At 65.6% G+C, this 15,675-nt stretch carries 14 protein-coding genes and 1 tRNA gene; 3 read left to right on the top strand and 12 right to left on the bottom strand.

Annotated features, from left to right (window positions below; all coding sequences use genetic code 11):
* Nucleotides 1–48: 48 nt before the first annotated feature.
* The 4 genes from prsR to ACHFFA_RS00475 all read right to left on the bottom strand — a co-directional run bounded on the left by prsR (nt 49) and on the right by ACHFFA_RS00475 (nt 5,445).
* Nucleotides 49–1,422, bottom strand: a complete 1,374-nt coding sequence (prsR, locus tag ACHFFA_RS00490) for a PEP-CTERM-box response regulator transcription factor (RefSeq protein WP_394268875.1) — start codon at nt 1,420–1,422, stop codon at nt 49–51.
* Nucleotides 1,422–3,533: an XrtA/PEP-CTERM system histidine kinase PrsK gene (gene prsK / locus ACHFFA_RS00485; RefSeq protein WP_394268874.1), complete on the bottom strand. Its 2,112-nt coding sequence runs from the start codon at nt 3,531–3,533 to the stop codon at nt 1,422–1,424. Before prsK ends, prsR begins: the two co-directional genes overlap by 1 nt.
* Before the next feature lie 199 nt (nt 3,534–3,732).
* On the bottom strand, nt 3,733–3,996 hold the full coding sequence (locus ACHFFA_RS00480; protein ID WP_394268873.1) for a hypothetical protein: 264 nt from the start codon (nt 3,994–3,996) through the stop codon (nt 3,733–3,735).
* 69 nt (nt 3,997–4,065) lie between these two features.
* Nucleotides 4,066–5,445, bottom strand: a complete 1,380-nt coding sequence (locus ACHFFA_RS00475) for a short-chain fatty acyl-CoA regulator family protein (RefSeq protein ID WP_394268872.1) — start codon at nt 5,443–5,445, stop codon at nt 4,066–4,068.
* A gap of 141 nt (nt 5,446–5,586) precedes the next feature.
* Between ACHFFA_RS00475 and ACHFFA_RS00470 the strand changes: the two genes are divergently transcribed.
* A complete protein-coding gene (locus tag ACHFFA_RS00470; RefSeq protein ID WP_394268871.1) occupies nt 5,587–7,185 on the top strand; it encodes an isocitrate lyase in 1,599 nt (532 codons plus the stop codon).
* Between the two features lie 11 nt (nt 7,186–7,196).
* A complete protein-coding gene (locus ACHFFA_RS00465; protein ID WP_394268870.1) occupies nt 7,197–7,394 on the top strand; it encodes a hypothetical protein in 198 nt (65 codons plus the stop codon).
* Nucleotides 7,395–7,471: 77 nt separating this feature from the next.
* Here the strand turns inward: ACHFFA_RS00465 and ACHFFA_RS00460 are convergent, their stop codons facing one another.
* The 6 genes from ACHFFA_RS00460 to efp form a co-directional block, all read right to left on the bottom strand.
* Nucleotides 7,472–8,806, bottom strand: a complete 1,335-nt coding sequence (locus tag ACHFFA_RS00460) for an amidohydrolase (RefSeq protein WP_394268869.1) — start codon at nt 8,804–8,806, stop codon at nt 7,472–7,474.
* Nucleotides 8,807–9,046: 240 nt separating this feature from the next.
* Complete coding sequence (locus ACHFFA_RS00455; protein ID WP_394268868.1) at nt 9,047–11,140, bottom strand: catalase; 2,094 nt, start codon at nt 11,138–11,140, stop codon at nt 9,047–9,049.
* Between the two features lie 131 nt (nt 11,141–11,271).
* A tRNA-Leu gene (locus tag ACHFFA_RS00450) sits at nt 11,272–11,355 on the bottom strand.
* A 66-nt stretch (nt 11,356–11,421) separates the two neighbouring features.
* Nucleotides 11,422–12,258 carry an inositol monophosphatase family protein gene (locus ACHFFA_RS00445; RefSeq protein WP_394268867.1) on the bottom strand — a complete coding sequence of 279 codons (837 nt, stop codon included), beginning with the start codon at nt 12,256–12,258 and terminating at the stop codon, nt 11,422–11,424.
* A gap of 9 nt (nt 12,259–12,267) precedes the next feature.
* Nucleotides 12,268–12,624, bottom strand: coding sequence for a hypothetical protein (locus ACHFFA_RS00440; RefSeq protein ID WP_394268866.1), 357 nt, complete (start codon nt 12,622–12,624; stop codon nt 12,268–12,270).
* Nucleotides 12,625–12,632: 8 nt separating this feature from the next.
* The gene (gene efp / locus ACHFFA_RS00435; protein ID WP_394268865.1) at nt 12,633–13,196 is read right to left on the bottom strand and encodes an elongation factor P; all 564 of its coding nucleotides are present in this window, start codon (nt 13,194–13,196) and stop codon (nt 12,633–12,635) included.
* A gap of 140 nt (nt 13,197–13,336) precedes the next feature.
* Between efp and ACHFFA_RS00430 the strand changes: the two genes are divergently transcribed.
* Nucleotides 13,337–13,711, top strand: coding sequence for a hypothetical protein (locus ACHFFA_RS00430; RefSeq protein ID WP_394268864.1), 375 nt, complete (start codon nt 13,337–13,339; stop codon nt 13,709–13,711).
* On the opposite strand, the gene ACHFFA_RS00425 is transcribed toward ACHFFA_RS00430, so the two are convergent.
* Nucleotides 13,708–14,373 carry a M23 family metallopeptidase gene (locus tag ACHFFA_RS00425; protein ID WP_394268863.1) on the bottom strand — a complete coding sequence of 222 codons (666 nt, stop codon included), beginning with the start codon at nt 14,371–14,373 and terminating at the stop codon, nt 13,708–13,710. The genes ACHFFA_RS00430 and ACHFFA_RS00425 overlap by 4 nt on opposite strands.
* A 22-nt stretch (nt 14,374–14,395) precedes the next feature.
* On the bottom strand, nt 14,396–15,670 hold the full coding sequence (locus tag ACHFFA_RS00420; RefSeq protein WP_394268862.1) for a L,D-transpeptidase: 1,275 nt from the start codon (nt 15,668–15,670) through the stop codon (nt 14,396–14,398).
* Between the last annotated feature and the right edge of the window lie 5 nt (nt 15,671–15,675).

Raw genomic sequence — 15,675 nt, 5'->3', positions numbered from 1 at the left:
TCGGCGCCCCTGCCCCTGGCCCGCCACCCTGTCCAGCGCGGGCTTTTGTCAGGCCTGCAGGTCGTACTGCTTCATCAGGTCGTAGAGTGTCGGGCGGCTGATGCCCAGCAGCCGCGCAGTACCGGAGATGTTGCCTTCGCTGCGCGCCAGCGCGTGACGGATCATCCGCCGGTCGGCCTGCTCGCGCGCATGCTTTAGGTTCAGTACCCCTTCGCCTTCGTCGTCGTGCTCGGCAAGGTCGAGATCCTCGGCCGTCACGAGCCGGCCATCGGCCATGATCACCGCTCGCTTGACCCGGTTTTCCAGCTCGCGGACATTGCCGGGCCATGGCCAGCCGTCGATCGCGGCAAGGGCATCGGGGGTGAAGCCGCCGACCCGGGGGTTCATCTCCCTGGCAAAGCGCTGAAGGAAATGCTTGGCCAGCAGCACGGCATCGCCCGCCCGCTGGGCCAGTGTGGGGATGCGGACCACCACTTCGGCCAGCCGGTAGAACAGATCTTCGCGAAAGCGCCCTTGCGCGATCATCGCCTCGAGATCCTGATGGGTCGCGCTGACGATCCGCACGTCGACCGGGATCGCCTTGCGACCGCCGACCCGTTCGATCACCCGTTCCTGCAGGAAGCGCAGCAGCTTGACCTGCAGCGGCAGCGGGATGTCGCCCACCTCGTCAAGGAACAGCGTGCCGCCATCAGCCAGTTCGACCTTGCCCTCGCTGGTTCGCACCGCGCCCGTGAAGGCGCCCTTTTCGTGGCCGAACAGCTCGCTTTCCAGCAGGGTTTCGGGGATCGCCGCGCAGTTGATGGCGACGAACGGGCCGGCCTGCCGATCGCCATGATCATGCAATCCGCGGGCGAGCAGTTCCTTGCCGGTTCCGCTGGCTCCCAGCAGCATCACCGAAACGTTGGTGGGGGCAACCCGCTCGATCGTGCGGGCGACCTTCGCCATTTCGGGCGCGGCGGTAATCATCTGGCCGAGGATGCGGCGATCATCGCCCACCCGCCCTGCGAGCCGGCGGTTCTCTGCCTCGATCCGGTGCAGCGCGAAGGCCCGCCTGACGATCAGGCCCAGTTCGTCGATGTCGACCGGTTTCTTGTAGAAGTCGTATGCCCCCCGGCCAATCGCATCGAGGGCACTCTCGCGTGCCTCGTGGCCCGACGCGACGACCACCTTGGTATCAGGCTTGAGGTCCATGATCGCGTCGAGGACGGCGAAGCCCTCGCTGGTTCCGTCGGGGTCGGGCGGCAGGCCCAGGTCCAGCGTGACGACGGCCGGCTCCTCCGCTCGCAACAGGGCCAGTGCCTGCTCGCGATTGTGTGCGCTCAGCACCTCGTAATCCTCGTAGGCCCAGCGCAATTGCGCCTGCAGCCCCTCGTCGTCCTCGACCACCAAGAGCCGGGGCTTGCGCGGTTCACAGCTCTTCATCAGGCAGCTTCCGCCGCGCGGGTTTCGGCCGCCGCCAGCACCTTGCGCGCGGCGCTGAGGGGGAGGCTGACGGTAAAACGCGTTCCAAGGCCGATCCGGGATTCGACATCCAGCGTTCCCCCCATCGCGCGGATGGTTTCGCGCGCTTCGTAGGCGCCGATCCCGAACCCGCCGGCCTTCGATGAAACGAAGGGTTTGAACAGTCCGTCGCGCAGGAAGGCCGGGGTCATGCCGGTCCCGCTGTCGATGACGCTGATCATGCCGCGCAGCCCGTCGCTATAGGCTTCGATCAGGATCGGCGCGTCATCGCTGCTCGCGTCGATCGCGTTCTGGACGAGATGGGCGAGCGCCTGCTCCAGCGCTTCGCTCCCCCCGATGACGCCGGCAGGTTCGGCGCGAACGATGCGGACGGCATGCAGCGCGGCGAACCGCTTGGCGACCGCGGCGGCGATGTCCCTCAGTTCGAAAGCGGTACCGGGTTGCGCAGGCCCGCTGACATAGCGCCCCAGGCGGCTCAGCAGTGCTTCGAGCTTGCCCGCGCTGTTGCGCACGGTGAGGATCATGTCGCGCTGGAATTCGGGCTTGTCGGCATGGCGTTCGGCATTGCGGGTCAGCAGCGACAACTGGCTCGCAAGATTCTTGATGTCGTGCATGACGAAGGCCATCCGGCGATTGAACTCGTCGAACCGCGCCGCTTCCATCAGGGCGGCCTGGCCCGCCCGCTCGGCGAGGTAGCTGGCCAGTTGGCGCCCGACGATCTCCAGCATGTCGAAGTCTTCCCAGTCGAGCTTGCGCTCGTAATCCGGACGGGCGAGCACGACGATGCCGACCAGGCGATCGAAATGCATCAGCGGAACCGCCGCCCAGGCATGGGGGCAATCGAGCAGCCACGGCGGGGTGATGACCCGCTCGATCTCGGGATCGGGCGAGATCCGCTGCACGGCGATGTCGACCACCGCGGCCTTGACCTCCATCAATCGCGCATGGGCGGCGGGAAAGCTGCGCCCTTCCAGCGCATCGTCGGGCCAGTTCCAGTGCGCTGCCCGGGTGAAGTCGCGGCCTTCATCGGGCGCGAAGAGTAACCCGCCGGGGCTGTCGGTCAGATCGGCCAGCGCCTTGATCGCCCGTTCGGGCAGATCCGCATCGCTGGCGTTGCCACCTTGCGCGATGGTCTGGGTGAACCGCATCCACTCGGCACGGTAATCGTAACGGTGACGGAAAAAATGCTTGAGGACCGTGATCCGCAGATACTGGCGGGCCGACTTTGCCGGCAACCACACCAGCGCCAGCGCCCCCGCCGCCGCCAGCGTGCCCAGTTGCAGGAGCATCGACACATCGGCCGAAAGCACCGCCAGCCAGCGCGCAACGAACACCAGCACCACGAGGTATCCGCTCGTTATGATCAACGACAGGACATGGAATGTCGCGGTGCGCGAAGGGCGGAATTGCAGGCCGCTGACCGAGCGGCTGAACCCGCAGGCGAACGCCAGCGCGCATAGCATGACGACCATGGCGTGGACCGGCACCAGCGCTGCCGGAACCTCGCTCGTCAGCCATGCCAGCATCGAGAAATTGAGCGCGAACGCCCACAGCGCCAGCATCGCCGCGATGTTCCAGCGCAAGAGAATGCGCGATGTCATCGCCGCGCCGCGATAGGCGTTGTGCACGATGACGAGCGCGCCCGTTGCCAGGAGCACACGAAGGATCGCCGAGGTATCGAAGGCCAGGGTCGCGAAAGCCGGATCGCGGCTTGCCAGCCTTGCCGCAAGCAAGCCGGCCTGCATCAGTTCGAGCAGCACCAGCGCGGCGATCGCCGGGCGGACCGGACGCAAGGTTTCGTGCCGGCCATCGTTGGCAAACAACCGGTAGAGCGCGAACAACCATGCAAGATTGCGGACGATCTCCATCGTCTGGGCAAAAGACGATGCAAAACCGGTGCCGGCAACGCAGATGCACCACGCAGAGGTGGCGAGCATTGCCAGCACCGCGGCGCGCCGGTCACGCCGCACGCCCTTGCCCGCGCGGGCGATCCAAACCGCGGCAGCGATGCACGATGCGGAGGCCACCAGATATGCGGCAAGATTGAAGGCGGAGAAGACCTGATCGTTCATCCAGGCCCTCGCCGTCCCGTTGGCGGCGCCTCGCGAAGGTTCAACCTGTTTGCGCTACCCGCCAAGACCCGACCCGCTTTACCGTCATTCTTCGAACGTCGGGGCTAGCAGCCGATGGTAAACACCGGGTAAAATCGGGCCTCTGATGCGCAAAGGCGGCGCCCATGATCGGGAACGCCGCCCATGCTTCGATTAACCCCTACTCGGTAACCGCGTCGCTCACGTTCTCGGCAGCGGCACCCACTGAATTTGCGGCGTCCGCGACGGCGTTGTCCTTCGCCACTTCCGCCCCGCTCATTTGCGAGAAGATCAGGAACGCCGCGACAGCAGCCAGTGCGACGAGCAGGAGCAGACCCCATTTCGCCCCGCCGCCGGAACGTCCGCGATCGTCGGTGACGACGGTGTGGGTGGTATGCGTATCGCCGGAGGGCGTACGGGTTTCAGTTATGCGTTCTTCGGTCATGAGTGCATGTCCTTCCCTGTTATCGCCGCCGAAACGTCCGGTATTCGGCCGCGGTTCCGCGAGGGATGGTTAACGATCGGCAAAGTCGAAGGGAGTGCGTCCGCGCTGCATTGGCGGGAACGCCAGCCGCCGCCCGCCCGGCGGCAGCGACCGTTGGGCGCAACCCTCTCTCAGGCACCGGGCACAACCCGGGCCGATCGGCTGGGCGTCCTGCGGGCGCAGCGACAGTCCGCGTGAATGGGCCAGCTCATTGGCGAGGACTGCCTCGATCCCGAGCGCAACGACGAACCGTGACGAGCCGGGCGCCCCTGACCCTTCGACGCTGCGGGCAAGGGTCAGCCACGCTCCGGTTTCGTCTTCGCCTTCCAGCGCCACCAGTTGGACAAGCGTTTCGCCCGCTCGCTCGAAGGCGCGGTGCACGTCCCACAGGGGGCAGGTCACGTCCTGTGCAACGAACCGGGCGGAGCTCGCGCCGACGAAGCGTTTGGAAAACTGGCCCGCCCGATCGATCCGGATCATGAAGAAAGGCAAGCCCCGCCGCCCCACCCGCTGCAGCGTGGTAAGGCGGTGGGCCAGTTGCTCGAAACTCACAGCGAAGCGCCGCTCGAGGATGACGAGGTCATAGCCGGTCGCCTCGCACGCGCGCAGGAAGCGGCCATAGGGCATCAGCAGCGCGGCGGCGAAATAGCCTTCGAGATGGCGCCGGAAAAGCGCCCGCGCAGCTTCGTCCGGCAACCGGGCGCCCTGCGCCAGCGTCGCAATCATCTCGCGCTGTTCGAGCTGACCGAGTTGCACTGCCAGGTGGAAATTGCGCGAAGCGGGCGGCAGCAGTTCCGACAGCTGGATTTGCCGGGCATGAAGGTCCAACCGGGACAGTGCGTCGGGCAGCACTTCCTGCGGCAGGATGCGCACCGAAAGCTGGTGGTGTTCGCGCAGGCGTTCGGCGAGGGCCGAGCCGATGTCGCCGCGCGAGAGGCGCATCTGGTCGGCGAGGGCCTCTGCCGCATGGTCAAGATCGGCGAAGTGGTTGCGCCACCGCTCGATCTCGCGGCGCGATGCCGATAGCGGATCGTCTTCGGGCAGAACTCCCCGTTCGCCGCCATCATAGAGGCGGGCGAAGGCGGCGGCAGCATTCGGGGCCGTGGCGAGGAATTCGGATACCTCCTCGCGATCGACGCCAAGGTCCCGGAAGCGATCGTCCGCAAGACGCCGGGCCAGGCCGCCCACCCCGCCGATCGCCTCGTCCTCCTTGAGGGCGGCCGGATCGATGCCGAACTCCTCGACCAGACCCATCACGACCCGGGCGGTCAGCGGTCTCTGGTTACGCTCGATCAAGGTGAGATAGGTCGGCGAAATACCGAGACGCGCGGCCATCGCGGACTGGGTCAGCTCGGCCTTGCGCCGCAAGCGGCGGACTTGCGGCCCGGCAAAGATCGCGCGCTGTGCCATGTAACGTTCCTTACATAATTACTTGCTGCTGACCAAGATTTAACCGCTTGCTTACAGCGCGAATTGTAAAATTTCGTATCGCGCGGTGATGTCCTGGTCAAAGTTGCGGGCAAGGCATCTGCCGAATCTTATGGAGCGAACATGACCTATCAGGCCCGCATCGAAGACATGCAGCAGCACCTGGACCGGGCGGGCTTTTCCGTCGCCGGGATCGACGGCGTCAACGCAGCGAGGATGGCGGCACAGAACCCGTTCCAGACGGGTCTCGACATCGCGCGCCATACCGCCCGCGTCATGCGCGAGGACATGGCTGCCTACGACGCGGACCCTGCCGCCTACACCCAGTCGCTTGGCTGCTGGCACGGCTTCATCGCGCAGCAGAAGATGATCGCGATCAAGAAGCATTTCGGCACCACCAAGCGCCGCTACCTCTATCTTTCCGGCTGGATGGTCGCCGCGCTGCGCAGCGAGTTCGGCCCGCTGCCAGACCAGTCGATGCATGAAAAGACCAGCGTGCCCGCGCTGATCGAGGAGCTCTACACCTTCCTCAAACAGGCCGATGCGCGCGAACTGGGCGGGCTGTTCCGCGAACTCGACGCCGCGCGTGAGGCAGGTGACGAGGTGAAGGCGCGCGAGGTCCAGAACCGGATCGACAATCACGAGACTCATGTCGTCCCGATCATCGCCGATATCGACGCGGGCTTCGGCAATGCCGAGGCGACCTATCTGCTGGCGAAGAAGATGATCGAGGCGGGCGCCTGCGCGCTCCAGATCGAGAACCAGGTGTCGGACGAGAAGCAGTGCGGCCACCAGGACGGCAAGGTCACGGTGCCCCACGAGGACTTCCTCCAGAAGATCCGCGCGATCCGCTATGCCTTCCTCGAACTCGGCGTGCCCGAGGGCATCATCGTCGCGCGCACCGACAGCCTCGGCGCGGGTCTGACCAAGCAGATCGCCTATTCGACCGCTCCTGGCGACCTTGGCGATCAGTACAACGGCTTCCTTGATTGCGAGGAGGTCGATCCCGCGAACGTCACCAACGGGCAGGTGTTCATCAGCCGCGAGGGCAAGCTGCTGGCGCCCAGGCGTCTGCCGAGCAACCTCTACCAGTTTCGTGCCGGCACCGGCGAGGATCGCTGCGTGCTTGATTGCATCACCGCGTTGCAGCATGGCGCCGACCTCCTGTGGATCGAGACCGAGAAGCCGCATATCGAGCAGATCGCCGGCATGGTGGATCGCATTCGCGAGGTGATCCCCAATGCCAAGCTCGTTTACAACAACTCGCCCAGCTTCAACTGGACGCTTAATTTCCGTCAGCAGGTGTTCGATGCCTGGACCGCGGCGGGCAAGGATGTCTCGGCTTATGTTCGCGACCGGCTGATGAGCATCGACTACGACGGCACCGACCTGGCCATCGAGGCGGACGAGCGGATCCGCACCTTCCAGGCGGATGCGGCGAAGCGGGCGGGCATCTTCCACCACCTCATCACCCTGCCGACCTATCACACCGCCGCCCTCAGCACCGACAATCTCGCCCGCGAGTATTTCGGCGAGGCGGGGATGCTCGGCTACGTCAAGAACGTGCAGCGCGAGGAGATCCGCCAGGGCATCGCCTGCGTTAAGCACCAGAACATGGCCGGCAGCGACATCGGCGATGACCACAAGGACTATTTCGCCGGCGAAGCGGCCCTCAAGGCGGGCGGCAAGGACAATACGATGAACCAGTTCGCCGCGGCGTAAGGAGAGAGAGGATGACCACGATGACCGACGAGACCACCACTACGCCCAGCGAGCCGGGCCGCGCCCGCGCCCTGTTCTCCACCGCGGACTTTCGCCTGCTGCGCACCGCGCTGATGCACTATGCGCGCCAGACCGACGACCGTGACGAGCTAGCCAGGATCAATGCGCTGCATCACCGCCTCGGCACCTACGTGCCGACCGGGGACTAGCGCCCGACCGGTTCTCCTGGGGAGGAGAAGCGGCCGCCGCGGCCTTTGGGGCTGCGGCGGCCGTCATCGTCAAACGCTCATCCGCCCGAACGCGGCATCAGGTCGAGCGCGGCCGCCGCCATCGCCTCTGCCCCGGTGGCCACCACCTTCTCCGCGTCGGGTGCCCAGAACGGCGAATGGAGCGAAGGCAGCGGCGTGCCCTTCTCCTTCAGCGCGGTCAGCATGGGTGCGGGTGTGCCGCTGATCCAGAAAATCACCGACTTCACGTCCTCGGGTGCGGCGCGGCGGAACTGGCTGAAATCCTCGCCCCCCATCACCGCCGGCCATTCCTGCACCCGCTCCGCCCCGAAACGCTGCGCGAACCGGCCCATCACCTCCTTGCTGAAATCGGGATCGTTGTAGGTCGAAGGGGTATAGGGGTCTTCGACCGTCAACACCGGCATGAGATTGTCCGGCAGCCCCGCCGCGATCGCCTCGCCCCGGGCCACACGCTTGATCCCTTCGAGCAGCTGGTTGCGGCTTTCGTCGGAATAGCTGCGCACGGTCAGTTGCAGCTTCGCCTCGTCAGAGATGATGTTGTGCTTGGCGCCGGCATGGAAGCTGCCGACGGTGATCACGGCCGGGTCGAGCGGGCTCGATTCGCGGCTGATCACGGTCTGCAACTTCATCACGATCGCGCTCGCCAGCACGATCGGATCCTTGGTCGTATGGGGATAGGCGCCATGCCCGCCCACGCCCTTCACCGTGATATCGACACTGTCGACATTGGCGAGCGCATAGCCCGGCGTGACCCCGATGGTCCCCGCCGGAACAGGGGCGGCGGCATCGTGAAAGGCGATGGCGTAATCGGGTTTGGGGAAACGGGTGTAAAGCCCGTCCTCCAGCATGGCGAGCGCGCCGAGGCCGATTTCCTCGGCCGGTTGCAGCACCATCACGAGGGTGCCCTGCCACTGATCCTTGCGTTCCGCGAGAAGCTGCGCCGCCCCGATGAACGCGGCCATGTGGGTATCGTGCCCGCAGGCATGCATGACGCCCGTGGTTACTCCCGATGCCGGCGTCGCCATGACCTTGGAGGCATAGGGCAAGCCGGTCTGCTCGATCACCGGCAGCCCGTCCATGTCGGCGCGCAGCAGGATCACTGGCCCGTCGCCATTCTTCATCACCGAGACGACCCCGGTCTTGCCGACCTTCTCGGTCACCTCGAATCCGAGCGCGCGCATCCGCTTGGCGAGCTTGGCCGCCGTCTTGACCTCTTCGAAGCTCAATTCGGGGTTGGCATGAAGATCGCGGTAGAGTGCCATCAGATCGGGCAGGTCCTCGGCCACGGCAGCGGACAGATCCTTCGCCTGCGCCGGTGGCGCAAGGGCGAGAGTCAGAACGGCGGCGAGCGTCGGAAGGGTGTTGGAAGTCATGCGCGGTTTCCCCTTGGCTGTCACACGTGGCACATAGTCCTGGCGCGAAAACCGGGCTGCCCGGCCGGCCCCTGAATCTGATGGCACAATGAACTCGTCGGGGGGCTTAGGAAAGCCGCAAACTGGCGGCCTGCCGCCGCGCCTCCACAGGGGGAAGACAGCCGCGCCGCACATGACAAGGGCGGGAGCGTCATCAAAACGCCCCCGCCCCGGTCGGCGGTCAATCCACCCGATTCAGGATCAATCCTGCTTGGTCTTGCTCTCGCGGTCCCACAGCCGCAGCTTGCCGCAGGCATCGATGAAGGACTTGGCATTGCCTCCGCCCGACACATCGAAAAAGCCTTCGTCCTTCTTCGCCCAGACCCAGGCCGCCTCGAACAGGGGCTGCGTCTCGGGGACATAGGCGATGAACTTTGCATGGGCGAAGGCATCGCTGACGAAATCGAGGCTGGGCTTGTCATTGGCGAACCGCTTTGCCGAAGCTTCGCTCATCACCACCGCGACCGCATCGTAGACAACCGAGGGGCCGCCATCGATCTTCTGGTCCGCCTTCGCCATGCTGCCGTCCGAAAGCTTGGCCCCGGTGATATGCGGGGCGACGATCTCGGCCATCGCGCCGGCAGCCTTGGCCGCCTCCTTCAAGGCATTCACCACCCCGGCATCGCCGCCTTCGGCGACATAGATGCCGAGCTTGCGGCCCTTGAAGCTCTGCGGCCCGTTCTTGATGATCGAGAGGGCGTCGCTGGGCGCAAGATCGGTGCGCGGCTCCAGTGCCAGCGGAACCTTGGGTGGCATCTCGGTGAGGCCCAGCCCGTCGGCCACGTCCTTGGCCAGCGTCCCGTCGATGTGCAGCAGGTGGCCGACCACCCGCTTGCGGATATCGGCGCGTTCGCATTTCGACAGCTCGAACACCAGCGCGTTGGCGAGGTGGGTCTGTTCGACCGGAGTCTGCGAGACATAGAACTGCCGCGCCTGGCTGTAGTGATCGGCAAATGTCTCGCTGCGATGGCGAACCTTGGGGCTCGGCACCGGCGCCTCGTAGGACTTGAAGCCGCGCATCGGGCAGGCACGGGGCCCGCGATCCTCGTCCTCGCCATCGCCCGAACCCCAGCTGTTGGGCTCGTAGTTCACCCGCCCCTTGGGGTTGGTCATCGCCATGTGCCCGTCCTGCTGGAAATGCCGTACCGGGCAGCGGGGTGCGTTGATCGGTATGTGGGTAAAGTTCGGGCCACCAAGCCGCTTCAACTGGGTGTCGAGATAGCTGAAATTGCGCCCTTGCAGCAGCGGATCGTCCGAAAAATCGATCCCCGGCACGATGTTCTGCGTGCAGAAGGCAACCTGTTCGGTTTCGGCGAAGAAATTGTCGACATTCCCGTCGAGAGTGAGCGTACCGATGATCTCCACCGGCACCTGCTCTTCGGGAATGATTTTGGTGGCATCGAGCACGTCGAACTCGAAGTTTTCGGCAAACTCGTCATCGAAGACCTGAATGCCGAGATCCCATTGCGGGAAGTCGCCGGCTTCGATCGCATCCCACATGTCGCGGCGATGGAAATCGGGATCGGCCCCGTTGATCTTGACTGCCTCGTTCCACACGACCGATTGCAGCCCGAGCCGCGGCTTCCAGTGAAACTTGACGAAATGGGCGTCGCCCTGCTCGTTGATCAGGCGGAAGGTGTGGACCCCGAACCCTTCCATGAACCGGAACGAGCGCGGGATCGTCCGGTCGGACATCTGCCACATGATCATGTGCATCGATTCCGGGGTCAGCGAGACGAAATCCCAAAAGTTGTCATGCGCGCTCTGCGCCTGCGGGAAGGCGCGATCGGGTGCGGGCTTCACCGAATGGACAAGGTCGGGAAACTTGATCGCGTCCTGGATGAAGAACACCGGGATGTTGTTGCCGACGATGTCCCAGTTGCCTTCCGGGGTGTAGAACTTGGTGGCAAATCCGCGCACGTCGCGGGCCAGGTCAAATGAGCCCTTGCTGCCTGCGACGGTGGAGAAGCGAGTGAAGGTCGGCGTCTTGACGCCGGTCTCGTTGAGCACCCGCGCGTGGGAATACTGCGGGATCGCCTTGGTCAGCTCGAAATGGCCGTGAACGCCATAGCCGCGGGCATGGACGACGCGTTCGGGGATGCGTTCGTGATCGAAATGGAAAATCTTCTCGCGCGCGATATGATCCTCGAGCAGCATCGGCCCGCGCGCCCCGGCCTTGAGCCAGTTCTGATCGTCGGCGATGGGCGAACCCTGCGCGGTCGTCATCACGTCGTCGTCGCCAAGGGGTTTCTGGTGGTTGACCCCGCTCTTATCGAGATCGAATTCTATGGCCATGAGGCTCTCCCGCTGGAATGGTTAATGCATTCCGAACGCGGTCCGGGCGCTTTCGTGCCGCGAAAAACCGGCAAGCGACAGAGGCTTGATGCAGGTTAAGTCGAAATGTCGCGGAAGCGCCGGCTGCGGCGTGGTACCCCTGGCCGGACTCGAACCGGCACTTCAAAGAAACTCGATTTTGAGTCGAGCGCGTCTACCAATTCCGCCACAGGGGCACTGGACTGTGGGCACTGGGCGCTGGGCTCAGGGCGTGGCGGGGTTAGCCGTCCGCCCCTTGCGCATCAAGCGTTTTGACCCGGCGCCTTGATCGCGCCGGCCACCATCTTGTGGAGGCGCGAATGCAGCGCATCGTTGGCCGCCAGCACCTGCTCCGAATGGATCGGCAGCGAACGGCCGCGATAGTCGGAGACGAAGCCGCCCGCCTCGCGCACGATCAGGCAGCCGGCCGCGGTGTCCCAGTCGCTCAATCCGCTTTCCCAGAAGCCATCGAAGCGTCCGGCGGCGAGCCAGGCGAGGTCGAGCGAGGCGGCACCATAACGGCGGATCCCGGCGACATTGGGCCCGATCGCAGCGAAAATGCGCGACCATTCGCCAAAATCGCCGTGACCCTGGAACGGAATGCCGGTGGCAATCAGCGCCTCGGACGGATTGCGCCGGGCCGAAACCCGCAGGCGCCCGTCGTGAAGCCACGCGCCGCGGCTCTTTTCGGCCCAGAAGCTTTCATCGGTGATCGGGTTGTAGACGAGGCCCGCCGTCACCTCGCCCCAGCCCCCACCGCCCGGCTTCGGTTCCTGCACCGCGATGCTGATCGCGAAATGCGGGATGCCGTGCAGGAAGTTGCTCGTCCCGTCGAGCGGATCGATGATCCAGCGCGGCTTGGTTTCGTCGCCTTCGATGATGCCCGCCTCTTCCAGCACGAAGCCCCAATCCGGGCGGGCGTGGAGCAGCTCGTCGTAGATCGTGCGTTCGGACACCTGATCGGCCTTGGACACGAAATCGGCCGGTCCCTTGCGGCTGACCTGCAGATGCGCGACCTCGCCGAAATCGCGGCGCAACCGCCCGCCTGCCTTGCGGGCGGCCTTTTCCATCACGCGGATCAAACCGGAAATTGCGGCCATGGAACTCTCTTATTCGGTCAGGACGCGGATCGATCGGGCCTGCAGGTGGATGTCTCCCCACTCGCAGGCCATGTCGAACTTCGTTCCTTCGATGTTGAAGGTATCGATTGCAAAGCGCCGTTGCCGGCCCTCGCCCGGGTTGGCCTCGCGCCGCTCGATGGCGAGCCGCGAGATGCCGGCAAAGCGCAGCATGCCGGGGTGGAAGCAATGCTCCTCCCCCGCCCCCGGCGCTTCGTAATCGGGGTGCTGCGGCAGCAGGCAGAAATCCATTTCCAGCGTCAGCTCGTCGTCATTGATGATGACCGCGCGAAGGCAGCTGTCCTCGATGGCGATGTGATCGAACCGGCTGGCGATGGATTTGCCCATGCGGCGTCTCAGCCGGCCTTGCTGACATAGGTGCGCTCGTACACGTCGACCACGATGCGCGTTCCGCTTTCGATATGCGGCGGGACCATCACCCGCACCCCGTTGTCGAGCACGGCGGGCTTGTAGCTGGACGAGGCAGTCTGCCCCTTGACCACCGCATCGGCCTCGACAATCGTCGCCTCGACCTGTTCGGGCAGCGCGACCGAGATCGGCTTTTCGTCCCACAGCTCCAGCGTCACGTCCATGCCGTCGGTCAGGAAAGCCGAGGCATCGCCGAGGAGGTCGGCCGGCAGGTTGATCTGCTCGTAGCTGTCCTTGTCCATGAAGACGAGGCTGTCGCCATCGTTGTAGAGGTACTGAAACTCCTTCTGGTCCAGCCGGACGCGTTCGATGGTATCGGCGCTGCGGAAGCGGACATTGGTCTTGCGGCCGTCCTGCAGGTTCTTCATCTCGACCTGCATGTAGGCACCCCCCTTGCCGGGCTGGGTATGCTGGATCTTGGCGACCTTCCAGATGCCGCCTTCATACTCGAGAATATTGCCCGGACGAATGTCCACGCCGCTGATCTTCATGGGGATACCTTCGATTGGAAAGAGCGCCCGCCGCACAGGGGCGCCGGGCTATCGGCTGCGCGCCTTACAGGACCATGCCCGCCGGGGCAAGCGACTGGCTTTTGGCAGGAGCAGTGCCTATGGTGGGGCCAGGATTGACGATGGCCCGGTCGCTCGCCCTCCTTTCGGCCCTGCTTGCCGCAGCGGCATTGCCCGCCCCCGCCGGGGCGCAGGGCCGCCTGAACCTGCTGCCCACGGGCGAATACCGCTGCGCCCTGCCGGGCAGCGCCGCGGGGCGGGCCTGGATCGATCAGCCGGAGCGCGGGTTCACCATCGTGCGCGCCTCGCGCTATCGCAGCGCGGACGGCGCGGGCACCTACCTGATGACGGGGCGCGAAGTGCGCTTCACCGGCGGCCCGATGAAGGGCACGCGCCTGCTTCGGGTGTCGGGCAGGATGCTGCGCGAGATCGATGCCGAGGGGGTGCCGGGGCGGCTCCGCTGCCTCAGGACCGGCCCCATCCCCGATCGCCGCTAGCCCCCGCCGGTAAGCAGCGGATAGGGATTGATCGGGTTCGTCGTCTCGGACCAACCGGCCTGCGGAGTGGTGGCGAACAAGGCGAAGTGGAGATGAGGGGCGGCAGGATCGGCATTCCCGCTCGACCCCACGGTGCCCAGCACCTGCCCCTGTCCGATGCGCTGCCCTTCGCCCAGCCCCTGGGCATAGGCATCGAGATGGGCGTAGTAATGGATCATGCGCCGGTCCTGGGAGCGGACATAGATCGTCTTGCCTCCGTCGTCCGACAGGAACAGTTTTTCCACCGTGCCCGGTGCCGCCGCGAGCACCGGGGTGCCGACAGGAGCCATGATGTCGATCGCTTCGTGGGCGCGCGTGCCCCCGCCCCGTTCGGCGTTCCAGGTATCGGTAAGCGCATTCGCCGCCACCCCGGCGACCGGGATCGCCAAGGCCGCGCCCGGCGCAATGGTGCCGCGGGCTTGAGGCATGCCCGGCGCTGTGACCTGCCGCTGTTGCGGCAAGCCGGCCGGCACCGGACCCGCCCCGCCAGACGACACCGCCCCTGACACCGCCGAATCCGCACTATCAGCGCGCTCCAGCAGCGCCGGCCCCGCCACGATCCAGACGAGGCTGGTTATCGTGGCGGTGACGACGATGGTGAGAAGGCGATCGAGCCCCGACATCAGACGCTGCCTGCCCCGCATCCTACGCCTCGAAGATGACCTGCGTATCCTGGGACACCATCTGCGCCAGTCGGGCGGCGTCCCAGTTCGTCAGCCGGACGCACCCGCTGCTCTGGGCGCGGCCGATGGTATCGGGCTCGGGGGTGCCGTGGATGCCGTAATGCTCCTTGCTGAGGTCGATCCAGACGACGCCGACCGGGCTGTTCGGCCCCGGCGGCAGCTTGTAGGTCTCGCTGTCGCCGCCATCCTTGCCGAGCACCTCGGGATCGTAGCTGTAGGGCGGATTGTACGCCTCGCCCAGGATCTTCCATTCGCCCAGCGGCAAGGGAAACTCGCTCGAACCCGAGCTGACGGTGAACAAGGCGACCAGCTTGTTGCCCTGATACGCCTTCAGCGTCTTACCCGCCTTGCTGACGACGATGCGGTCGACCTCGGGCTGCTTGGAGCCGACGCCCAGTGCCGCAAGCGTCTGTTGCCAGCCGCGCTCGCCGATCGCGCCCGGTTCGATGCGGTCCCCGCCGATGTTGGGCACACGAATTCGCTGGCCCGGCTTGAAGAAGGATTGCGGCCCGGGCTGCGGGGCGAAGCCCTCGCCGCTGGCCGACGCGCTCGGCCTGGGCGAGGCGGTCGCACTGGCGGTGGGGGCCGGCGTCGGGCTCGCCGAGCCCGTGGCGCCTGCCGCGGGTGCTGGTGCCCCTGCAGGGCGGCCACCGGGGTTCAGTTCTTTCAGCACGTCGACGGTGGTGTGAAACCGTTCGGCCAGCTTCTCGTCGAGCGAGACATAGCCGAGCTGCTTCATCTTCGCCTGATCTTCCGGTTCGTCGGGCATGGCGAAATAATCGAGTTCGGCCCAGTTCGCCGGGATCGTCACCACTCGGGTCGCCGGAATGCGGTCCCATTTGGCCAGCGCCGCCTTGGTCGCTTCGTCCAGTTCGCCCGTTTCGGCAAGATTGTTGGCGATCTGGAACCCGGTCAGCGCGTTGGTGGTGCTCATGCCCATCCTGCCGTCGATCACGCCGGGGCCGAAACCGATGCGGTCGAGCACGACCTGCGCCTGCATGATCGGACGTTCTTGCGAATCGGGGATGGCATCGGGGCTGGTGGCGCCGTCGCTCGACGCCATGCTGTCGGCAAGGTTGTCGTCGCTGAAGGTGTCGTAACCGTAATCCGTGCCTGCGCTGGCGGTGGTCTGCGCGTCCTCGCCTTCGGCATTGTCCTGCCCGTGCATTCCGCATGCAGCGAGAGCGAGCGACGATACGGCAAGCAGCGACAGTCGGCGGAACGGAATTCTACGCATGAACA

It is taken from the genome of Qipengyuania sp. (assembly GCF_043423005.1).
In the GTDB taxonomy this organism is placed as follows: domain Bacteria; phylum Pseudomonadota; class Alphaproteobacteria; order Sphingomonadales; family Sphingomonadaceae; genus Qipengyuania.
The sequence above is the reverse complement of the archived record's forward strand: the minus strand, read 5'-3'. Positions and strand labels throughout refer to the sequence as shown.